General features: G+C 74.3%; 20 protein-coding genes and 1 pseudogene. 10 read left to right on the top strand and 11 right to left on the bottom strand.

The window, feature by feature from the left end; all coding sequences use genetic code 11:
• Window positions 1-12: 12 nt before the first annotated feature.
• The 7 genes and pseudogenes from ACWEMJ_RS05360 to ACWEMJ_RS05390 all read left to right on the top strand — a co-directional run.
• A pseudogene (locus ACWEMJ_RS05360) lies at window positions 13-297 on the top strand (tetratricopeptide repeat protein); the annotation flags it as partial.
• 364 nt (window positions 298-661) lie between these two features.
• Window positions 662-1,036: a hypothetical protein gene (locus ACWEMJ_RS05365; protein WP_452135624.1), complete on the top strand. Its 375-nt coding sequence runs from the start codon at window positions 662-664 to the stop codon at window positions 1,034-1,036.
• Between the two features lie 360 nt (window positions 1,037-1,396).
• Window positions 1,397-1,579: a hypothetical protein gene (locus tag ACWEMJ_RS05370; protein WP_452135625.1), complete on the top strand. Its 183-nt coding sequence runs from the start codon at window positions 1,397-1,399 to the stop codon at window positions 1,577-1,579.
• On the top strand, window positions 1,573-2,340 hold the full coding sequence (locus ACWEMJ_RS05375) for an ABC transporter ATP-binding protein (protein ID WP_452135626.1): 768 nt from the start codon (window positions 1,573-1,575) through the stop codon (window positions 2,338-2,340). The genes ACWEMJ_RS05370 and ACWEMJ_RS05375 overlap by 7 nt, the downstream gene beginning before the upstream one ends.
• Complete coding sequence (locus ACWEMJ_RS05380) at window positions 2,337-3,329, top strand: hypothetical protein (protein WP_452135627.1); 993 nt, start codon at window positions 2,337-2,339, stop codon at window positions 3,327-3,329. Before ACWEMJ_RS05375 ends, ACWEMJ_RS05380 begins: the two co-directional genes overlap by 4 nt.
• 58 nt (window positions 3,330-3,387) lie before the next feature.
• On the top strand, window positions 3,388-3,912 hold the full coding sequence (locus tag ACWEMJ_RS05385) for a SigE family RNA polymerase sigma factor (protein ID WP_452135628.1): 525 nt from the start codon (window positions 3,388-3,390) through the stop codon (window positions 3,910-3,912).
• Window positions 3,909-4,799 carry a hypothetical protein gene (locus tag ACWEMJ_RS05390; RefSeq protein WP_452135629.1) on the top strand — a complete coding sequence of 297 codons (891 nt, stop codon included), beginning with the start codon at window positions 3,909-3,911 and terminating at the stop codon, window positions 4,797-4,799. Before ACWEMJ_RS05385 ends, ACWEMJ_RS05390 begins: the two co-directional genes overlap by 4 nt.
• Window positions 4,800-4,903: 104 nt before the next feature.
• Here ACWEMJ_RS05390 and ACWEMJ_RS05395 read toward each other — a convergent pair whose 3' ends face one another.
• The 3 genes from ACWEMJ_RS05395 to ACWEMJ_RS05405 all read right to left on the bottom strand — a co-directional run bounded on the left by ACWEMJ_RS05395 (window position 4,904) and on the right by ACWEMJ_RS05405 (window position 7,445).
• Entirely contained in the window at window positions 4,904-5,680 is a 777-nt protein-coding gene (locus ACWEMJ_RS05395; RefSeq protein WP_452135630.1) for an ABC transporter permease, read from the bottom strand.
• Window positions 5,677-6,654 (bottom strand): ATP-binding cassette domain-containing protein, encoded by a 978-nt coding sequence (locus tag ACWEMJ_RS05400; protein ID WP_452135631.1) that lies wholly within the window; start codon window positions 6,652-6,654, stop codon window positions 5,677-5,679. The genes ACWEMJ_RS05395 and ACWEMJ_RS05400 overlap by 4 nt, the downstream gene beginning before the upstream one ends.
• 122 nt (window positions 6,655-6,776) lie before the next feature.
• Window positions 6,777-7,445, bottom strand: a complete 669-nt coding sequence (locus tag ACWEMJ_RS05405) for a DUF4097 family beta strand repeat-containing protein (protein ID WP_452135632.1) — start codon at window positions 7,443-7,445, stop codon at window positions 6,777-6,779.
• Between the two features lie 225 nt (window positions 7,446-7,670).
• Here ACWEMJ_RS05405 and ACWEMJ_RS05410 point away from each other — a divergent pair, with 225 nt between their 5' ends.
• Entirely contained in the window at window positions 7,671-8,426 is a 756-nt protein-coding gene (locus ACWEMJ_RS05410) for a helix-turn-helix domain-containing protein (RefSeq protein ID WP_452135633.1), read from the top strand.
• Window positions 8,427-8,518: 92 nt separating this feature from the next.
• Here ACWEMJ_RS05410 and ACWEMJ_RS05415 read toward each other — a convergent pair whose 3' ends face one another.
• Window positions 8,519-9,070 carry a cysteine hydrolase family protein gene (locus tag ACWEMJ_RS05415; RefSeq protein ID WP_452135634.1) on the bottom strand — a complete coding sequence of 184 codons (552 nt, stop codon included), beginning with the start codon at window positions 9,068-9,070 and terminating at the stop codon, window positions 8,519-8,521.
• Window positions 9,067-10,302: an MFS transporter gene (locus ACWEMJ_RS05420; RefSeq protein ID WP_452135635.1), complete on the bottom strand. Its 1,236-nt coding sequence runs from the start codon at window positions 10,300-10,302 to the stop codon at window positions 9,067-9,069. Before ACWEMJ_RS05420 ends, ACWEMJ_RS05415 begins: the two co-directional genes overlap by 4 nt.
• A 141-nt stretch (window positions 10,303-10,443) precedes the next feature.
• Between ACWEMJ_RS05420 and ACWEMJ_RS05425 the strand changes: the two genes are divergently transcribed.
• Window positions 10,444-11,379: a LysR family transcriptional regulator gene (locus ACWEMJ_RS05425; RefSeq protein WP_452135636.1), complete on the top strand. Its 936-nt coding sequence runs from the start codon at window positions 10,444-10,446 to the stop codon at window positions 11,377-11,379.
• 3 nt (window positions 11,380-11,382) lie between these two features.
• Here ACWEMJ_RS05425 and ACWEMJ_RS05430 read toward each other — a convergent pair whose 3' ends face one another.
• Complete coding sequence (locus ACWEMJ_RS05430) at window positions 11,383-12,183, bottom strand: alpha/beta fold hydrolase (protein ID WP_452135637.1); 801 nt, start codon at window positions 12,181-12,183, stop codon at window positions 11,383-11,385.
• 118 nt (window positions 12,184-12,301) lie between these two features.
• Between ACWEMJ_RS05430 and ACWEMJ_RS05435 the strand changes: the two genes are divergently transcribed.
• On the top strand, window positions 12,302-13,261 hold the full coding sequence (locus tag ACWEMJ_RS05435) for an ArsR/SmtB family transcription factor (RefSeq protein ID WP_452135638.1): 960 nt from the start codon (window positions 12,302-12,304) through the stop codon (window positions 13,259-13,261).
• A gap of 18 nt (window positions 13,262-13,279) precedes the next feature.
• Here the strand turns inward: ACWEMJ_RS05435 and ACWEMJ_RS05440 are convergent, their stop codons facing one another.
• The 5 genes from ACWEMJ_RS05440 to ACWEMJ_RS05460 all read right to left on the bottom strand — a co-directional run bounded on the left by ACWEMJ_RS05440 (window position 13,280) and on the right by ACWEMJ_RS05460 (window position 19,625).
• Window positions 13,280-14,119, bottom strand: coding sequence for a class I SAM-dependent methyltransferase (locus ACWEMJ_RS05440; protein WP_452135639.1), 840 nt, complete (start codon window positions 14,117-14,119; stop codon window positions 13,280-13,282).
• 145 nt (window positions 14,120-14,264) lie between these two features.
• Window positions 14,265-14,909, bottom strand: coding sequence for a response regulator (locus tag ACWEMJ_RS05445; RefSeq protein WP_452135640.1), 645 nt, complete (start codon window positions 14,907-14,909; stop codon window positions 14,265-14,267).
• The gene (locus ACWEMJ_RS05450) at window positions 14,873-16,168 is read right to left on the bottom strand and encodes a sensor histidine kinase (protein ID WP_452135641.1); all 1,296 of its coding nucleotides are present in this window, start codon (window positions 16,166-16,168) and stop codon (window positions 14,873-14,875) included. Before ACWEMJ_RS05450 ends, ACWEMJ_RS05445 begins: the two co-directional genes overlap by 37 nt.
• 146 nt (window positions 16,169-16,314) lie before the next feature.
• A complete protein-coding gene (locus ACWEMJ_RS05455; protein ID WP_452135642.1) occupies window positions 16,315-18,828 on the bottom strand; it encodes an FtsX-like permease family protein in 2,514 nt (837 codons plus the stop codon).
• Window positions 18,825-19,625 (bottom strand): ABC transporter ATP-binding protein, encoded by an 801-nt coding sequence (locus tag ACWEMJ_RS05460; RefSeq protein ID WP_452135643.1) that lies wholly within the window; start codon window positions 19,623-19,625, stop codon window positions 18,825-18,827. The genes ACWEMJ_RS05455 and ACWEMJ_RS05460 overlap by 4 nt, the downstream gene beginning before the upstream one ends.
• Between the last annotated feature and the right edge of the window lie 16 nt (window positions 19,626-19,641).

Raw genomic sequence — 19,641 nt, forward strand, 5'->3', positions numbered from 1 at the left:
GCAGTGACCACCATGCATGCGCCCCGGTGCCCGGGCGGGCCCAATGTGGCGATGCGGGAGTTGCGTGGGGATCTCTCGCCGAGGGAGTTCGCCATGAGGATTCGCAGGGCCGGGCGGGAGATCGGGGAGCAGGTGGCGTGCGACGCGCGCTATGTCGGGCGGGTGGAGGCGGGGGAGATCCGCTGCCCGTACTACGTCTACCGGCGGGTGTTCCGGCACATGTGGCCGGAGAAGTCGTTGGCGGATCTCGGGTTCGTCCCGCGAGGGGCGGTTCGCCGGGGTCCGCGGCTGGAGCCGGAGCCTTCTGCGGTCGGCTCTCGGCAGCCGGCCGTGACGGCCGTGGGCGCTCGCGCGGCGTGATGGACGGGAAAGCTGCTCGGACGACGCACGGCTCGAAGAGTGTTCGTGAGCGTGCGCGGCGGATCTCGGATGGCCTGCGCGGGTTGTTCGGCCGTCCCGCGCTCACCCTGGCGGTCAGGGGCGGGGGCCTCAAGGTCGCGATCCGGACGGACCCGTCGGAGATGACGGCCGAGATGACGACGGCGGTCCTGCGCGTACTCGCCGGGGGCGACGCGTTCGGACATGACCGGGTTCCGCGCCGCAACGGGGTGTGGTCCGAGGTCCGTCCGTCCTCCGAAGAAGAAGTCGAGGTGCCACTGCCATGACCCGCCTGCCCGTTCCCGTCCCGCACTTCTCGCCCGGCCACCGCGACCTGGTGTGGCGGGCGGTCCGGCCCGACCCGGACGGCATCCTGGTCCCGGACGGTGTGCTCATCGCCGAATCGACGGACGGCGTGGCCCTGACCGTGGCCGACGACCACCGGGACCGCGTCCTCGTGCTCGACGCGGACCACTGGGCCGACCTGTGCGACGCCATCAAGTCCGGTCTGTTGGACGGGCTCCTCGGGGGCCGCATCATGTGCGAGGACCCGAACCGCCTGCTGAATCCCGCACCGCCCGTACCCGCCCTGGGCCTGCTCGGCTCCCAGCCTCGGAAAGCGGCTGCGGTCTCGCGCGGACCGGCGCTGCACTGCTGACGCGGTTACCGCAGGCGTTCCCGGCTCACTCGGGCGATGCCGGGCGGGCCTACTCGTCCCCTCGGGCCGGCCGCTGGTCCGGCGGCACCACTGCGGACCCCTTGCCCCAGCACAGTCGCGGAACGACAGGAACGGGAGCGGCACAGGGCCGTTCTCCGGGCGCAGGTTCAGGGTGTGTCCCGCCGTCGGGCCGGGTTGTTCGCCACGGCGTACGGGCTCCCCGATCTGGCCGGGTTCGAGCACGATCTGCGCAACGCGGCCTGAGGCTTCCGCGGACCGGCCGAAAGTACGACCGGGGGGTGGGGGGACCGTACCTTCGGCCGCTGTGTGGGGGGTGGGGGCGGCGGGAGGGTGGGGTGCATGAGTGGATCGATGGTTGGGGCCGCGTTGGCGGCGGTGGCCGAGAAGACCGAGCGCAGCCCGCTGCTGTACGCGTGGTGGGCGCTGCAGGTGGGTGTGTTGATCGGGATCGGGTGGGGTGTGGTGCGTCTGGTGCGGGCCTGGCGGGCGCGGCGGGCGGGCGAGGGGGACGGGCAGTGGTGACGCCGGTGCTGGAGGCGGTCGGGCTCGGCAAGCGGTACGGGCGCCGAGTCGCGCTGCGGGACGTCGAGTTGAGCGTTCCGGCGGGACGGGTGGTCGGCCTGGTCGGGCCGAACGGTGCGGGCAAGTCGACGTTGCTGCAGCTGGCGTGCGGGCTGATCGCGCCGACGGCGGGCCGGATCCGGGTGCACGGCGCGGAACCGGGGACGCGTCCGGATCACCTCGCGCGGGTCGGGTACGTCGCCCAGGACACCCCCGTCTACGCCGATCTGACCGTCGGCGAGCACCTGCGGCTGGGCGCCCGGCTCAACTCGCGCTGGGACGCCGCGCTCGCCGAACGGCGGCTCGCCCGTGCGGAGTTGGACCCGGCGCAGAAGGCGGGCCGACTGTCCGGCGGGCAGCGGGCGCAGCTCGCGCTCACCGTGGCGGCGGCGAAGCGGCCGGACCTGCTGATCCTCGACGAGCCGGCCGCCGCGCTCGACCCGCTGGCCCGGCACGCCTTCCTGGACCACCTGATGGAGTCCGTCACCGAGCTCGGCGCGACCGCCGTCCTCTCCTCGCACGCGCTGCCCGACGTTGCCCGGGTCTGCGACCACCTGGTGGTGCTGGCCCGGGGGCGGGTCCAACTGCACGGCGACACCGGGCCGTTGCTCGCCGATCACGCCCGCGCGACCGGCCGGCCGGCGGACCTGGAGGAACTCGTCCTCGCCCACCTCGCCGACGCCGACCGTTCGCCGGCCGCCCGAACGGAGGCCGGCCGATGATCTGGCTGACCTGGCGCCAGTTCCGCACCCAGGCGCTGATCGGTCTGGGCTCGCTGCTCCTGCTGACCGGCTACCTGCTGCTGCTCGGCCTCGACATCCACCGGGCCCAGCAGGACACCCTGGCGCACTGCGCCGCCCGCGCCGACTGCACCGGCCCGCTGGCCGCGTTCGCCGACCGCTACCGGCTGCGCACCGACCTGCTCGGCTACCTGCTGCTGGTGCTGCCGGCCGTGCTCGGCGCGTTCTGCGGGGCGCCGCTGGTCGCCCGCGAGTTCGAGGCGGGGACGCACCGGCTGGTGTGGAACCAGAGCATCACCCGGCGACGCTGGCTGGCGGTCAAGTTCGCGGTGGTGGGCGGGAGTTGCACGGCGGCCACGGCGCTGGCCGCACTGCTGCTCGGCTGGGCGGCCGGCCCGGTGCTCGCCGTGCAGGGGGCGCGCTTCGAGCCCGTCGCGTTCGCCTCGCACGGGGTGGCGCCCGCCGGGTACGCCGCGTTCGCGTCCGTGCTCGGCGCCACGCTGGGCCTGTACCTGCGGCGCACCGTCCCCGCGATGGCCGTCACACTCGCGGTGTTCACCGCCGTGCAGCTGGCCGTCCCGGCCCTGGCCCGGCCGCACTACCGGGCGCCCGAGCGGACGAGTGTGCAGCTGACCGCGCCGATCGTGGCCAACCTCAGCAAGATCGGCACCTACGGCGACATCGGCGGCCTGCGGGTGCCCGGCGGGCCGTGGGTGGTCGACACCAGCGCGATCCTCGACGAGTCCGGCGCACCGGTCGGGCACAGCGCGTGGTTCCAGGACTGCATGGACCACAGCTCGCTCACCGACCTGCCCGCGTGCCTGGCCGACCACCGGATCCACGTGGAGATCACCCAGCAGCCCGCCGACCGCTACTGGACCTTCCAGGCCGTCGAGAGCGCCCTGTTCGCCCTGCTCACCGCCCTCGCCGCCGTCCTCGCGGCGCGCCGGCTGCGCACCCGGACCGACTGACCGGAAGGCGCGCGGAAAAGTCTGACAACCTTTCGTCGTGTTCGGGCGTGTGGTCGGTGTGAGCCGAGAAACCGAGGACGACGCCTACGCGGCCTTCGTCGCGACCGCCTGGCCGAGGCACCTGCGCACGGCCACCCTGATCACCGGGGACCGGCATCGCGGCGAGGAGCTGCTGCAGGACTGCCTGGTCAAGCTGTACGTCCGCTGGCGACGGGTGACCTCCGACGATCCGCACGCGTACCTGCGCCGGATGCTCGTCAACGGGCACATCAGCTGGTGGCGCCGCCGACGTCGGGAGCTGCTCACCGACGACCTGCCGGACCTGCCCGGCGGGGCCGGCGGTGAGTACGACAGCGCGGACGAACTCCGGCGCGCGCTGCGGTCGTTGGCGCCAAGGCAGCGGGCGGTGGTGGTGCTGCGGCACCTGGAGGACCTCTCCGAGAAGGAGACCGCCGACATCCTCGGTTGCTCGGTCGGCACCGTCAAGAGCCAGCACTCACGGGCGATGGCCCGGCTGCGCACCGTCATGTCGAACAGTCGGCCGGAGGGCCGGCCGAGGAGCCAGGAGGCTGTCAGCCCATGAGCACCGATGAGCACGAGGAACTGTCGCACGCGCTGGAGGAGTTGGCCGACCGGCAGCCGCCGCCCGGCTCCGCGCCGACGGCGGATCTGCTGCGGCGCGGCCGTCGCCGCCGGCTGGTGCGTTCCGCCGCCATGACGGGCACGGCGGTGGCCGTCGCCGCGGTCGCCCTGGGGGGCCTGTTCGCGGGCACCCCGGTGGACACCGCCGCCGGCATCGGGCCGGCGGCCGGCGCGACCGTGTCGGACAAGCCCACGGGGTCGGCGAAGCCGTCGGGGACGCCGTCGACCAAGCCCACCGGGTCGGCGAAACCGTCCGGCACGCCGACCGGCAAGGACCAGCCCAAGCCGTCCGGCACGCCGTCGACCAAGACCAGCAACAGCCCCGTGCTGAACCCGCGGGTGGAGGAGCTGCTGGCGGCGCGGAGGCCGGCCGGTTACCGGCTGACGAACGCCTTCAGCGATCCGGACCCGGAGCCCGGGTCGGGGGTGCGGTACCGGGTGGTGGCGACGGAGGGCCTGTTCCGGGATTCGGACCGGCGGGGCGGCGACATCAGCATGGCGATCACCCATGTGCAGGGAATGCCGCAGGGGGCGACGTACCAGCCGAACCCGAGCTGCGGCGGGGCGTCCAACTGCACGGTCACGCACCGCCCCGACGGCAGCGTGCTGATGGTCACGCTGTCTCCGGCGGTGCATGACATCTTCTGGTGGGAGGCCACCCTCTACCGCACCGACGGCAGCCTGATCACCGCCCGGGAGAGGAACTCTCCGGAGATGGGGGAGGACCCGGTGTTCCCGCCGATCCTCGACGGGGACCAGCTCGCGGCGCTCGCCCTGGACCCGGTCTGGACGCAGGTGGTCGACCAGCTCGAAGCCCAGTTCCACTGATCCTGGGGAAGCGGCGCCCCCGGGGGGCGCACCGATACCCGAACGGCGCACCGTCGAGGAGAGTCCTCGACGGTGCGCCGGTCGGCGTCGGGGTGTCCGGGCGGCTACTTGGGCTCGCGGTCGAACTGGGCGCGGGACCAGGCGTAGCCGAGCACGGTGAGGGCGGCGCACCACAGCAGGGCGATCCACCAGTTGTTGCCGATGTGGGTGCCGAGCAGCAGGCCGCGCAGGGTCTCGATGGCGGGGGTGAACGGCTGGTACTGGGCGATGGGCTGGAACCAGCCGGGCATCGAGTGCAGCGGGACGAAGGCGCTGGAGATCAGCGGCAGCACGATCAGCGGCAGCGCGCTGTTGCTCGCGGCCTCCGCGTTGGGGCTGCCCAGGCCCATGCCGACGGCGATCCAGGTGAGGGCGAGCGCGACCAGCACCAGCAGGCCGAACGCGGCCAGCCACTCCAGTGCGCCGGCGTCGTGCGAGCGGAAGCCGACCGCGACGCCGACGGCGCCGACCAGCACCACGCTGAGCACGGACTGCAGGACGCTGCCGATCACCCGGCCGAACAGCACCGAGCCGCGGTGGATCGCCATGGTGCGGAACCGGGCGACGATGCCCTCGTTCATGTCGGTGGCCATCGAGACGGCGGTGCCGATCACGGTGGAGCCGATGGTCATCATCAGGATGCCGGGCACCAGGTAGGCGACGTAGGCGTCGCGTCCGGCGCCGCCGCTCATCGCGTCGCCGAAGATGTAGACGAACAGCAGGAGCAGCATCACCGGGGTGAGCAGCAGGTTCAGGGTGAGCGACGGGTAGCGCCGGGCGTGCAGCAGGTTGCGCCGCAGCATGGTGGACGAGTCGCGGACGGCGAGGGCGAACGAGCTCATCGTGCGTTCTCCTTGGGCTGGTCGGTGCCGGACTGGGCAGGGACGGCCGGCGCGCCGGTGAGGGCGAAGAACACGTCGTCCAGGTCGGGGGTGTGCACGGTCAGCGACTCGGCCTCGACGCCGGCGGCGTCCAGCCGGTCGAGGACCGAGCGCAGGGCGCGCTGGCTGCCGTCGCTGGGGACCAGCAGGGTCAGCGACTCCTCGTCGCGGGAGCCCTCGGGGAGGGCGTCGGCGGCGCGGCGGTAGGCGGCGGGGTCGGTGAAGCGGAGCCGGACGTGGCCGCCGGGGACGAGTCGCTTGAGTTCCTCGGCGGTGCCCTCGGCGGCGATCACACCGTTGTGCAGGAGGGCGATGCGGTCGGCGAGTTCGTCGGCCTCGTCCAGGTACTGGGTGGTGAGGAAGACGGTGACGCCGCCGGTGACGAGCTCCCTGATGATCTGCCACATGCCGTGCCGGCTGCGGGGGTCGAGGCCGGTGGTGGGCTCGTCCAGGAAGATGATCCGCGGGTCGCCGACCAGGGTCATCGCGATGTCGAGGCGGCGCTTCATGCCGCCGGAGTAGGTGGAGGCGGGCTTCTTCGCGGCCTCGGTGAGGTCGAAGCGGGCCAGCAGGTCGGCGGCGACCCGGCGGCCCTCGGCCTTGGGCAGGTGGTGCAGGTCGGCCATCAGCAGCATGTTCTCCTCGCCGGTGATCAGGCCGTCGACGGCCGAGAACTGGCCGGTGACGCCGATCCGGGCGCGGACCTGCTGCGGGTCGGCGGCGAGGTCGTGGCCGCCGATCCGGATCGGGCCGCTGCCGGGGCCGGCGGGGACGAGGGTGGAGAGGATCTTGACGGCGGTGGTCTTGCCGGCCCCGTTCGGGCCGAGCAGGGCGAAGATCGTGCCTTCCGGGACGGACAGGTCGATGCCGTCGAGGACGGTCTTGTCCCCGTAGGACTTGCGCAGCCCCTGCGCCGCGATGGCCAGGCCGGTCATGGGAGAACTCCTTCTGCTGCGGGGTGGGTTGGTGCCGGGTGTCCGGCCGCCGCCGGTGTGCGGCGGCCGGGCGGTGCGGTGCGGTGCGGGGCGGTGTGCTGCCGGGCGGTGTGCTGGCGGGCTCAGACGGTGCGGGCGGTGATGTCGCCGTGCATGGTGGTGGCGTGGATGGCGAGGGCGGGCACGTCGTCGGCGTTGCGCAGGGCGTTGTGGATGCGGCCGTGGCCGGTGCCGGCGTCCAGCGAGGCGGAGATGCCGCGGGCGGCGCCGACGGTGATCGAGCCGGACTGGGTGGTGAGGACCAGTTCGCCGCGCTCGGCCTCGTCGACGGTGAGGTCGCCGCGCTGGGTGTCGAGCTTGGCCGAGCCGGTGAGGCGGCCGACCTCGACGCTGCCGTCCTGGAGGGCGAACCGGCCGCCGGCCGCCTCGTCGATCTTGACGGTGCCCCGGGCGACCTCGAAGACGACCTCGCCGAGCCGGCCCTCGCCGCGCAGTTCGGCGTCGGCGGCCTTCGCCTCGATCCGGGAGCCGGCCGGCAGCTGGACGGTGACCGTCAGGGCGCCGGTCGGACCGACCAGGCGGTGGGTGGCGGTGGCGGTGACGATCCGCAGCACCCCGTCGGCGAAGACCACCTCGGTCTGCTCGGCGGCCTGCACGTCGCGGCCCTTGGCCGGGTTCGCGGGGAGCACCTCGACGACGGTGTCGGTGCGGTCGGCGGCGGTCAGCAGGAGCCGGCCGGCGGGGATGTCGATGACGGCGGTGATCGCGGCGGGGGTGGCGAACTTCTGCATGGCTGACTCCATCTGCGCTTCGTTTCTGATGATGGAAACGCTACGTTGCGTTCATGGAGTCGGCAACTAGCTTGTTGCAATCGAAGTGAAGAGTCACAGCTCAGGAGGGATAAATCGTTGCAATGGTTCTGTGGATAACGCAACGAAGAGGGAGGGTTCGTTGCAATGGAATGTACGTGAACGCTATGCTGGCCGGGACCGGGAAGATCGACCGAGGAGACCGTGATGCCGGGAGGCAGGCTCACCCAGCAGGAGCGCCAGCAGATCGCGCTGGGACTGGCCGAGGACCTTGCGTACGCCGAGATCGCCCGCCGGCTCGACCGTCCGACCTCGACCGTCACCCGCGAGGTCATGCGCAACGGCGGCCCCAACGGCTACCGGGCCGATCTCGCCCACCGCGCCACCGAACACCGGGCGCAGCGCCGGCAGGCGCTGCCGCGCAACCCGTACACCGACCGGTCCGCCGACGGGCGCGACCCGGAGGCGGTGGCGGCCTACGCGGAGACCGTCACCACGGTGTTCATGCACTCCGGCATGAGCCGGATGCCCGCCCGGGTGCTGGCCGCGCTGATGCTCACCGACGAGGGCTGCCTGTCGGCGGTCGAGCTCGCCCAGCGGCTCCAGGTCAGTCCGGCGTCCATCTCCAAGGCGGTCGCCTTCCTGGACGAGCAGGCCATGATCCGCCGCGAGCGCGACGAGCGCCGGCGCGAGCGCTACGTGCTCGACGACGACATCTGGTACCAGGCCACCGTCGCCAGCGCCCAGGCCAACGCCGCCGTGGTCGAGGCCGTCAGCCAGGGCGTCTCGGTGCTCGGCCCCGGCACACCCGCCTCCGACCGGCTGGACAGCATCGCGCGGTTCCTGGGCTTCGTCTCCGACGGTCTGTTCCGGCTGGCCGAGGAGGCCCGGGAGATCCAGTACGCCACCTCCGGAGGGAATGCCGCTGCCGCCGAGGACGCGGTCGACGGCGGCAGCGACTGAGGAGCCGGCCCCACGGGCACCCCGCCCGGCCGGGCCCGGGTCAGGCTGGGCGGCGGCTGGGACGATGACGCCGACAGCACCGTCGCCCGATCTCAACTCCCTTGCAGATCCGCGCAGTCGATGATCTCGGCACGGGACGGGAGCAGCCGGTCGAGCACCAGCGCGTGGACCTCCGGGTCCGGGTCCGCGACACCGTCGGACAGCACCCGGAGGCGGTAGTCGCGGTCGGCCGCGTCCAGGGCGGTGGACAGCACGGCGCCGCCGGTGCTGAGGCCCGCGAGGATCAGGGTGTCGATGCCGCGGGCGCGCAGCCGCCGGTCCAGGTCGGTGCTGGACAGCGCGGAGAAACAGGTCTTGCGGGCCGTCAAGTCGCCACTGCGCGGGGCGAGTTGTCGGTGGAACGCGGCGGCCTCGTGGTGCAGGGCGCGGTGCCGGGCCAGCGCCGCGAACACCGTGTTCGCGGCGGGAACGGCCGCCCAGTCGTCCTCGGTGAACGCGGTGCGCACGTGGGCGACCGCGCCGCCCGCCGCGCGGACGGCGGCGACGGCCCGCTCCAGCCGGTCGAGCAACGGCTGCGCGTCCCCGGGCAGCGCGGCCAGGACGGTGGGTTGGCAGTCCAGCAGGAGCAGCGCGGTGGTCCTCATGACGGTGTCCTCGTCGGGGTCGGTGGTGTGCGGGCGTCCAGCGGCGGGGCCTCGCGGCGGGGCAGCAGCAGTGGGGTGCCGAGGGCGAGCAGGCCCGCGGCGGCCAGCGTGGGGCGGGGGCCGGTCAGGGCGGCGAGCAGGCCGCCGAGCGCGGTCAGGGCGGCGATGGCGGCCTGCTGGCCGATCGACCAGGCCGTCAGGGTGCGGGCGACCAGGTGCGGCGGGATGCGTTCCAGCCGGTAGGTGGCGAGCACCGGCGTGAACAGGCTCATGTGGACGATGATCGCCAGCTCGACGGCCATCACCGTGACCAGGCCGATCGCCCCGGGCGGGACGAAGGCCAGGCCGACCAGCCAGACGGCGCGCAGCGTGCCGACCGTCCGGAACACCCGCGTCCGGCCGTACCGCGCCACCACCCGCGGGGCCAGCCGGGAGCCGACCAGCCCGCCGAGGCAGGGCGCGGCGAACGCCAGGCCGTACTGCCAGGCGGGGAAGTGCAGTTGGCGCAGCAGCAGGACGGCGAGCACCGGCTCGGTAGCCATGATCAGGCCGGAGACCAGCAGGTTGTTGAGGTACAGCGGCCGCAGCCCGGGGTCGCCGAACAGGTGCCGCCAGCCGTCCAGCAGCGACCCGGCCGGGCCCGCCGGGACGCCGCGCGCCGGCGGGGTCTCCGGGCGGCCGCGGATCGCCGCCAGGCCGAGCGCCGACAGCAGGTAGCTGCCCGCGTCCGCGAGGACGGTGACGACCGGCCCGAACGCGCCGATCGCAGCCCCGCCGAGCGGCGGGCCGATCGCGATGGAGCTCCAGTTCGTCGATTCGAAGCGGGAGTTGGCGACCAGCAGATCCGCTGGCCGGACCAGCGCCTTCAGGTAGGCGCCGCTCGCCGCGCCGAACGCGATCTTCGCCGCCGAGACCACCGCCGACACCACGAGCAGCTGCCGCAGCCCGAGCACCCCGCAGGCGTACGCGAGCGGGACCGACGCCATCGCGCCGCACCTGACCAGGTCGGCCGCGATCATCACCGGCCGCTTGCGCCGGAACTCCACCCACGGCGCGAGCGGCACCGCCAGCAGCGCCCCCACGGCAGGCCCGACGGCCGACAGCGCCGACACCTCGGCCGGGCCGGCGTGCAGCACCAGCACCGCGATCAGCGGCAGCGCCCCGAAGCCCACCCCCGACCCGTACGCGCTCACCGCGTACGCCGCCCACAGCCACCCGAACTGCGGGCCCAAGGACCGCCCGACCACCGTGCCCCCCTGCGTCGCACAATCATCCGTTGACCCGGCAGAGCAAACCGGGCCCCGCCATCGCAGGTCAAACAACCGTCGGATGCCAACTGCACAACCCGTGGTTGTTCACTAAGGTGACGAGGCATGGACCTCGAAGCCGTACGCACCTGCCTCGCCGTCGCCGAGGCGGGCCAGTTCCAGAAGGCCGCCACCGACCTGGCGATCACCCAGCAGGCCGTCTCCAAGCGCGTCGCCGCCCTCGAACGCGACCTCGGGGTGCGGCTGTTCACCCGCACCCCGCGCGGCGTCGAGCCCACCATCGACGGCCGGGCGTTCCTGCCGCACGCCCGCGAGCTGCTGCGGGCCGCCGAACGCGCCACCGCCTCCGTGCAGGCCACCGGCCGCCCGCTGCGGGTGGACGTGATCAACCTGCGCGGCGCGGCGTCCGGCCTGCTGCGCGGCTTCCACCGGGCCCGTCCCGACCTCGAACTGGACGTGCTGAAGCTGCTCGACATCGACGAGGCGCTGAGCGCCGTCCGCTCCGGGGCCGTCGACGCCACCTTCCGCGCCGTCGCCGCCCCGGGCCGGCCGCTGCCCGACGACCTGTGCTCGGTCCGCGTCGTCGACGAGAAGCTCGAACTGCTCACCGGCCCCGACCACGCCCTGGCCGGGGCCCGCTCGCTCACGCCGCGCGACCTGGTCGGGCACCGGATCTGGATGCCCGGCATCCTGCCCGGCTCCGAGTGGGCGGCCTACTACGACGACCTGGTCGCCGAGTTCGGCCTCACCGTCGAGGCCACCGGGCCCAACTTCGGCTCCGACGCCCTGCTCGACACCGTCGCCGACACCCCGGCGCTGGCCACCTTCCTGAGCGACGGCACCCGGCTGGTCTGGCCGGCCAGCCACGGCCTGCGCCGCATCCCGCTCACCGACCCGACCCCGGTCTACCCGCACTCCCTGGTCTGGCACCGCGACAACCCGCACTCGGCACTGGCCGCCCTGCGCGCCCACCTGGCCGCCACCGGGGCCGTCCACGACGCGCCCGGCACCTGGGCGCCGACCTGGGCCGCCGGAGCCTGAACCTCAGAGCAGGGGACGCAGGAACCGCTCGAACGCGGCCGGTGCGGACAGCATCGGGTAGTGGTCCGCCTCCGGGAGCAGCGTCAGCTCCGCGTCCGGCGCCTGCTCGGCCAGCCGCCGGGCCCACAGCCGGGTGCTCGCCAGGTCGTGGCCGCCGACCAACACGCTGACGGGCACCGGGAGTTCGGAGAACCGCCGGGCGACCGGCGGGTCGAGCTCGTAGCCGCGGTAGTCCGCGTCGGGCAGCGTGACCCAGTGCGTGTTCGCCACCTCCAGCCCGATCATCAGCCGCCGCTGGTCCGGTCCGAGCGCCGAACCCCAGGCGTCGACGTCCACCGCCGCCGCGGCGTGCAGCCCCTCCGCCGCCCTGACCCGCGCGATCCGGTCGAACAGCGCCGGCATCGGGGCCCGGGACGCGGCCTCCTCCGGCGTCGGGTCCGGGAACGCCCCGAACGTGCCGCCCACCGCCACCACCCGGCGGACCCGCCCCGGGTGCCGGTGCGCGAACGCCAGCGCCCGCCGCGCCCCGTCCGAGACGCCCACCAGCAGCGCGTCCGTCACCGCCGCCGCGTCGAACACCGCCGCGATGTCCTCGATCTCGCTGTACGGCTCCGTCCCCGCCGACGACAGGCCGGTGTCGCGGTAGTCGAACGTCGTCACCCGCGCCGCCCGGGCCAGCCACGGCAGCGTCGACTCCCACATCCTCAGGTCCGCCGCGCCCGCGTTGCACAGCACCACGTCGCGGCCCTCGCCGGCCGTCCGGTAGTGCAGGTAACCGCCGGGAACCGCCGCATAGTTCGCCATATGATCGTGTATCAGCACGGCTGAACGGTCGCAGCGCCGACCGGCCCCGGGCGAGCTGTGAGGCCCCGGGCCTCATAGCGACAAAATGCCCGCCGGAGCCTCCTCGGGGGAGACGCCCGTGATCGAACTCGTCCTCGACGTCCCCGACCTGGCCCGCGCCGGATTCGGCATCTCGCCGCTCGAACAGCTCCTGATCGGCTCCCTCGCCGTCTCCGACCACCGCCGCACCGGCGCCAAGGGCCGCTGGTGGCGCGGAATCCGCACCCGCATCCCGCGCCGTGCCGCGCCGCTCCTCGACCTGCTCGCCGCCAGCCCGCGCGGCGTCCCCGACTTCCTGTTCGCCGACGGCACCGCCTACCTGCGCGGCTTCCACGACGAGCTGGACAGCGTGCTCAGTACCCCCGACGACCGCCTGCACGCCGAACTCGACCGCTGCTACGGCCGCACCGGCCCGCGCGTGGTGCAGCGCCTGCGCGACGAAGGGACCCGGGCGCTGCGGCCCGTGCTGGACGCCGCCGCCGCGCTTCACCGGGAGTGCCTGGCGCCCGACTGGCCGGACCTCCGGCGCACCCTCGACGCCGACGCCCGCCGGCACGCCCGGACCGTCGTCACGGACGGCCCGGCGGCGATGCTGGACCGCCTGCACCCGCGCCTCGCCTGGCGCGACACCGGCACCCTCGCCGTCGAGCACCCCGGCCCGCCGGTCCGCCACCGCCTCGCCGGCCGGGGCCTGCGACTGCACCCCAACCTGTTCCTCGACAAGTGCGCTGTGCTGCACCGGCCCGACCGGCCCACGGCGCTCCTGCACCCCGTCCTCCCGGCCGAGCGCCCCGCCGGCGCGGGCGACGGCCTGCGGCCGCTGCTCGGACCGGCCCGCGCCCGGGTGCTCCGGGCCATCGCCCAAGGCCCGTGCAGCACCACGGAGTTGGCGGCCGAACTCGGCATCGCGCCGCCCTCCGTCTCGCCGCACACCAACGCGCTGCGCGCCGCCGGCCTGATCGGCACCGAGCGGCAGGGCCGCCGCGTCCAGCACGCCCTGACGCCCCTCGGGCACGCCCTGCTCGCCGCCAACCCGTGACGGCGAGGCCCCCGGCGGCTACCGCTGCGGACGCTCCGCGGTCACCAAGTAGTAGTCCAGCAGGCGTCGTTCGTACGCGCGGAGGAAGTTCCGCGGCCAGGAGTCGGATGCCCACCACCGGCTGAGCCACCGGTCCCAGCCGGGCCAGACCTCGGCTCCGAGCGACTCGACGCGCAGGCCGGTCAGCCCGGCCGCCCCCAAGGCGTCGGTGAGCGCGCCGACGGGGCGGGCGATGTCGAGGCCCTCCGCGAAGGTGTCCAGCAGGGCGGCGAGTTCCTCGGGACGGCCGGGGGAGTCGTCGGGGGTGAAGAAGCTCGCGATCGCGACCCGCCCGCCGGGGCGCAGGACCCGGAAGGTCTCGGCGCCGAAGGCGGCCAGGTCGGGGAAGTGCTGGGCGGCCTCGACGCTCAGGACGGTGTCGAACTGCCCGTCCTCCAACGGGATCTGCTCGGCCGCGCCGAGGACGAACCGCAGCCGCCCGGGCTCGCGCTCCAGTGTCCCGGCGTGCGCGTTCCGGGCCCGCTCCAGCTGGGCGGGGTGGATGTCCAGGCCGGTCACGGCGGCGGCGTCGCGTTCGGCCAGCGCCAGCGCGCAGCCCGTCCCGAGGCCGCAGCCGACCTCCAGGATCCGTGCGCGCTCCGGCAGCCGGGCGGCGTCCAGGACGTGCCGGTAGAGGTCCTGCTGGCTGCGGATCCGGTCGTTCTCGTCGAGCGGGCCGGTCAAGTCGATGCCCTGCCAGTAGCCGAAGTTGATGAATCCTCCGGCGAAGATCTTCTCCGCGCCGAGGTTGGCGGGTCCGTACGTCTCCCGCACTGCGGGATGCATCGCGGGAGCGGTCTGCCGGGCGTCGGGTTCCATGCGGGGCCCACCTCCAGGTCGAGCAGTCGTCGACGACGTGCCACGTCCGAGCGTGCCGCAGCCGCGCGGCCCCGACAACGGCGCGCGGCCGCGCACCGGGCGGTTCCCATCCGGTCGGCGCAGGGCAAGATCGGCCGGACAGGCCCTACGCGTTGAGGTAGGCGAGCACGGCCAGCACCCGGCGGTTGCTGTCGCTGTCCGGCGGCAGGTGCAGCTTCACGAAGATGTTCGAGATGTGCTTCGCCGCCGCGCCCTCGGTGACGAACAGCCGTTGCGCGATGGCGGTGTTGGAGCAGCCCTCCGCCATCAGCTCCAGCACCTCGCGCTCGCGGGCGCTGAGCGTGCCCAACGGCTCGTCGCGGGAGTGGCTGACCATCAGCTGGGAGACCACGGCCGGGTCCATCGCCGTGCCGCCGGCGGCGACCCGGCGGACGGCGCCGATGAACTGCTCGTTGTCGAAGACGCTGTCCTTGAGCAGGTAGCCGATGCCGCCGGTGCCGTCGGCGAGCAGCTCGCGAGCGTACATCTGCTCGACGTGCTGGGAGAGCACCAGGATCGGCAGGCCGGGCATCTCGCGGCGGGCCTGGAGCGCGGCCCGCAGGCCCTCGGTGGTGAAGGTGGGCGGCAGCCGGACGTCGACCAGCAGGATGTCGGGCCGGTGCGCGGCGGCGGCCGCCAGCAGGTCGGGGCCGTTGTCGACGGCGGCGACGGTCTCGAAGCCGTAGGCGTCCAGGAGTTGGATCAGCCCCTGCCTCAGCAGGAAGAGGTCTTCGGCGAGGACAACGCGCACGGTATCTCCATCGTGATGGCGGTCGGGCCGCCCGGCGGGCTGGTGATGTCGACGGCGCCGTCGAAGGTGGCCAGCCGCCGGCGGATGCCGTGCAGGCCGGTGCCCCCGGCGGGGTCGGCGCCGCCGCGGCCGTCGTCGACGACCCGGGCGTGCAGCACGGCGCCGTCGTGCCGGACGGCGACCTCGACCCGGTCGGCGCCGGAGTACTTGAGCGCGTTGGCGAGCAGCTCGGACACCGCGAAGTACAGCGCGGACGCCAGCGGCGGCGGCACCTCGCCCGGCAGCTCGACCGTCACCTCGACGCGCAGCGGGCTGGCCAGGCCGAGGGCCCGCAGCGCGTCCGCCAGGCCGCGTTCGGCGAGGACCGGCGGGTGGATGCCGCGCACCAGGTCGCGCAGTTCGCGCAGCGCGGTGACGGACGAGGCGCGGGCGTCGCGCAGCAGGCGGCGGGCCTCCTCCGGGTCGCTGTCGAGGTGGCGTTCGAGCGCGCCCAGGGTCAGGCCGAGGCCCACCATCCGGGCCTGCGCGCCGTCGTGCAGGTCGCGTTCGATCCGGCGCAGCTCGGCGGCCGCCGCGTCCAGCGCCCCGGAGCGGGTCTCGGCCAGGTGCCGCACCCGCAGGAGCAGCCGGGAGCGTTCGGTGGGGCCGAGCAGCAGCCGGGTGAAGTGCGCGTGCACGACGAGGAAGACCCGGCCGTACCGGACCCAGCCGACGAACAGCGCCGCCGCCGCCACCAGGGCCCACCCGGCCGTCAACGGGCTGTCGATCGGGACGAGGAAGTACTCCCGCCCGGCGCCCTGCGCCCGCAGCACCGGCTGCCACAGGCCGAACGCCAGGGCCAGGCCCTCCAGGACGTAGTAGAGCACCGCCGCCGACAGGAACCCGATCATCCCGACCACCGAGTTCAGCAGCAGCCACAGCAGGTCCCGCCAGCTGGCCGGATCGGTCAGGATCCACTTGCAGCGCCGCATCCAGCCGACGATGTCCCGCTCGAACTCGGCCGGCGCGGGCCGGTAGGGCACCTCCACCGGCACGCCCACCCGGGCCGCCGCCCGCCGGTTGGCGTCGCACAGCCGGCGGACCCAGGCGGTGACGATCGGCAGCATCAGCGCGCCGATGCCGATCACGAACAGGATCACGAAGTACGCGGTGACCAGGAACAGGCAGACCGAGAGCATCGCGCCGAGCGCGATCAGCACCCCGACCAGCAGGTCGGCGCCGGCCCGGCGCAGATCGGCGGGCCGGAGGGGGAGCGGCAAGCGAAGCACCTGAGCGATCGTCCATCCCTGGCAGCAGCGGCCCCGCGAGCCCGGCCGGCGCGCGTGCGCGCACCTTCGGCCAGGCTAACGGGTGGTTCCTTCGAGTGTCATGCCGTCAAGATCCGTTGCCGGAGACCGATGCGGCGTCAGCCGCCCAGCCGGGCCGTCTCGACCGGCGGCATCCGCATCCCCCGCCAGGACGGCAGCAGCGTCGCGCCGAGGACCAGCGCCAGCGCGCCGCCGACGATCCCCGGGTAGAGCCAGAGCGGCCCGCGCGGCAGCACCGAGTCGGCCTTCACCAGGCTGTACGGGACGATCGTGGCCGCCGCCGCGAGCGTGCCCAGCACGGTCGCGACCAGGGCCACCAGCAGGCCCTCGACGCCCAGCATGCCCAGCACCTGCGCCCGGGTGGCGCCCGTCAGCCGCTGGAGGCCGAACTCGCCCTGCCGCCTGCGGGTCACCGCCACCAGGGAGTTGACCACGGTGATGGCCGCGTAGCCGACGATCATCGCGACGACGGTGTAGTTCGAGGAGACCAGGATCTGCTGGATCCGGCTGTCCGCCCCGGCCGAGGTCGGGCCGTCGACGACCGCGGTGCCGGGCATGGTTGCCGCCAACTCTTCGAGCATTCCGTGGAGTTGATCGCCCGCCCGGTCGGCGGCGCGGACCAGGATGCGGGTCGGCAGCCCGGCGGTGGTGTGCGGGGCCAGCACGTCGGCGGGCAGCAGCAGGTACTCCTGCTGCGGGCTGCCGGCGTAGGTGGCCACCACCTTCGGCGCGGCCGCCGCGCCGTCGCCGAAGTGCATCGGCAGGGTGTCGCCGATCCGCACGCCGAAGCTCGCCGCCTGCCGCTCCGACAGCGCCACCGCGTCGCCCCGCAGCTCGCCGATCTCCCCGGCCAGGCCGTCCAGCGCGACGGTCTGCCGGACGCCCTCGGCCGACACGCCGCGCAGCTCCACGCCCTCCCCGCCGGCGGCGTCCACGAAGCCGCTTGAGGCGACCAGCTCGGAGGCGCTCGCCACACCGGGGAGCGCGCGGACCGCGCCGAGTGCGCCCGGCGCGAAGCCGCCCGTCGAGGAGTCCAGCGCGAACTCCGCCGACACGCCGTGCGCCCGGCTGCGGGCCGACACCGCGTCCTCGGTGGACTGCATGTACAGCGTGCCAGTGGCGATCCCGACCAGCAGCACGATCGGCGCCACCGCACCCGCCGTCCGGACGTGCTGGGTGGTCGCGTTGCGCACCGCCAGGTACCCGGACAGCCCGGCCACCGCCCGGACCGGCCGGCCGACCGCCCGCACCACGGCCCGCGTGATCCCCGGGGCGAGCAGCGCCAGCCCGATCGCGAACAGCACCGAGGCCGGGCCCGCCGTGCTCGCCAAGGTCGGGCCGTCCACCATCACCGTCGCCGTCACCACGGCCAGCGTCACGCCGTTGACCAGGAAGAACAGCGCCAGCACCAGCCGGGACGCGGTCAGCCACCGGGACTGCACCGCACTCTCGGCCAGCGCCGCCACCGGCTCCGTCCGGGCCGATCGGCGACCCGCGAACAGCGCCGCCCCGACCGCGGCCGCCACCGCCGCGAACGCCCCGACCGAGACCGGGATCCAGCCCTGCCGGAAGACGATCTGCTCCGACACCACCCCGTGCCCGGCCAACTGCCCGAACAGCAGCCTCCCCACCGCGAACCCCGGCGCGACCGCCAGTACGGTCGCCAGCACCGCCAGTACCGCCGTCTCCCCGACGATCATCCGGCGCACCTGCCGCGAGGTGGCGCCGATCGCCCGCAGCAGCGCCATCTCCCGCGCCCGCTGCTGCAACGACAGCCCCAGCGTGGACGCCACCCCGAACATCACGATCAGCACCGCCCAGCTGCCGAAGATCGCCGCCAGGACGGTCACCGTCTCGCGGCCCGCCAGCACCCCCGGCAACTCCGCCGACCCGCGCCGCTCGCCCGTCAGCACCTCCGCCCGGTCGCCGACCGCCCCGCGCACCGCCCGGGCCAGCTCCGCGACCTCCACGCCGTCCTTCGGCACCACCCCCAGGGCGTCCAACCGCCCTTCGGCGTCCGCCAGTTCGTTCGCCTCGGCGTCGGCGAAGAACAGGCCCGGCCGGACGTCGGACGGGCGCTCCGGCCGGGCCAGACCGGCGACCGTGAACGTCCGCGCCGCACCGCGCACCACCACCCGCACGCCCGAACCGACCGACACCCGCGCCTCGGCCGCCAGCCGCCCGTCCAGCACCAGCTGCCCGGCCCCCGGCGCCGCGCCCTCCGTCAGCGCGAACGGCGTCAGCCCCGCGCTGCCCCAACTGTGGCCGCCCGTACCGGAGTCGAGCGCCCGGCCGCCCTGGTCGAGCACCGTCGCCGGGAACGACAGGTCACCGATCACAGCCCCCACGCCCGGGACGGCCCCGACCTCCGCCGCCAGCCCCGCGTCCAGCCGCCGCCGCTCGCTCAACGCCCCCGAACCGTACGTCTGTTGTCCAGCCACCACGATCGGCGACCCCGCCAGGCGGTGCGGCGGCGCGGACATCCGGACACCGGTCTCCAGCAGCCCCCCGCACGCCATCACGATCGCCGCGCCCAGGAACATCGCCACGAACGTCGCCGCGAACGCCGCCCTGCGGAACCTCAACGTGCGCAACGCCAGCACCCACGTCATCGGGCACCCCCCGACCGCGCCGCGTCCTCGCCCTCCCAAGCACCCAACCGGGTCATCCGCGCCGCCACCGCCTCGGCGCTCGGCCGGTGCAGCTCGCCGACGAAGCGGCCGTCCGCGAGGAAGACCACCCGGTCCGCCCAGGAGGCGGCCACCGGATCGTGCGTGACCATCACCAGGGTCTGCCCGCCGGCGTCCACCGACTCGCGCAGCAGCCCCAGCACGGCCGCCGCCGTCCGGGTGTCCAGCGCGCCCGTCGGCTCGTCCGCGAACACCACCGCCGGCCTGGTCACCAGCGCCCGCGCGATCGCCACCCGCTGCTGCTGGCCGCCCGACAACTGGCCCGGCAGATGGTCCAACCGGCCCGACAGCCCGACCCGTTCGACCACCGCCAGCAGCTGCTTCCGGTTCGGCCGGCGGCCCGCCAACTGCAGCGGCAGTTCGATGTTCTGCAGCACCGTGAGCGCCGGAAGCAGGTTGAACGACTGGAACACGAAGCCGATTCGGTCCCGCCGCAGCTTCGTCAACCGCACCTCGTCCAGGCCCGCGAGCTCGGTCCCCCCGACCAGCACCCGGCCCGAGGTCGGCTGCACCAACCCCGCCGCGCAGTGCAGGAACGTGCTCTTCCCCGACCCCGACGGGCCCATCACCGCCGTGAAGCTCCCCGTCCCGAACGCCAGGCTCAACTCGCGCAGCGCCACCACCTCGCCGTCGCCCCGCCCGTAGACCTTGCCCACCGCCTCCAGCCGGACAGCCACCCCGTGCTGCCCGTCCGTCCGCCCCCGCACCTGCGTCTGCATCGCCGGCCTCCGCCCC

The organism is Kitasatospora sp. NPDC004531 (assembly GCF_053602195.1).

Bases quoted from the DNA above. Each gene is read 5' to 3' on its own strand.
- ACWEMJ_RS05365 (WP_452135624.1), top strand. From the start codon at position 662: ATGACCCGCCTGCCCGTTCCCGTCCCGCACTTCTCGCCCGGCCACCGC.
- ACWEMJ_RS05390 (WP_452135629.1), top strand. From the start codon at position 3,909: ATGAGCACCGATGAGCACGAGGAACTGTCGCACGCGCTGGAGGAGTTG.
- ACWEMJ_RS05380 (WP_452135627.1), top strand. From the start codon at position 2,337: ATGATCTGGCTGACCTGGCGCCAGTTCCGCACCCAGGCGCTGATCGGT.
- ACWEMJ_RS05425 (WP_452135636.1), top strand. From the start codon at position 10,444: ATGGACCTCGAAGCCGTACGCACCTGCCTCGCCGTCGCCGAGGCGGGC.
- ACWEMJ_RS05440 (WP_452135639.1), bottom strand. From the start codon at position 14,119: ATGGAACCCGACGCCCGGCAGACCGCTCCCGCGATGCATCCCGCAGTG.
- ACWEMJ_RS05455 (WP_452135642.1), bottom strand. From the start codon at position 18,828: ATGACGTGGGTGCTGGCGTTGCGCACGTTGAGGTTCCGCAGGGCGGCG.
- ACWEMJ_RS05410 (WP_452135633.1), top strand. From the start codon at position 7,671: ATGCCGGGAGGCAGGCTCACCCAGCAGGAGCGCCAGCAGATCGCGCTG.
- ACWEMJ_RS05400 (WP_452135631.1), bottom strand. From the start codon at position 6,654: ATGACCGGCCTGGCCATCGCGGCGCAGGGGCTGCGCAAGTCCTACGGG.
- ACWEMJ_RS05405 (WP_452135632.1), bottom strand. From the start codon at position 7,445: ATGCAGAAGTTCGCCACCCCCGCCGCGATCACCGCCGTCATCGACATC.
- ACWEMJ_RS05460 (WP_452135643.1), bottom strand. From the start codon at position 19,625: ATGCAGACGCAGGTGCGGGGGCGGACGGACGGGCAGCACGGGGTGGCT.
- ACWEMJ_RS05370 (WP_452135625.1), top strand. From the start codon at position 1,397: ATGAGTGGATCGATGGTTGGGGCCGCGTTGGCGGCGGTGGCCGAGAAG.
- ACWEMJ_RS05430 (WP_452135637.1), bottom strand. From the start codon at position 12,183: ATGGCGAACTATGCGGCGGTTCCCGGCGGTTACCTGCACTACCGGACG.
- ACWEMJ_RS05395 (WP_452135630.1), bottom strand. From the start codon at position 5,680: ATGAGCTCGTTCGCCCTCGCCGTCCGCGACTCGTCCACCATGCTGCGG.
- ACWEMJ_RS05415 (WP_452135634.1), bottom strand. From the start codon at position 9,070: ATGAGGACCACCGCGCTGCTCCTGCTGGACTGCCAACCCACCGTCCTG.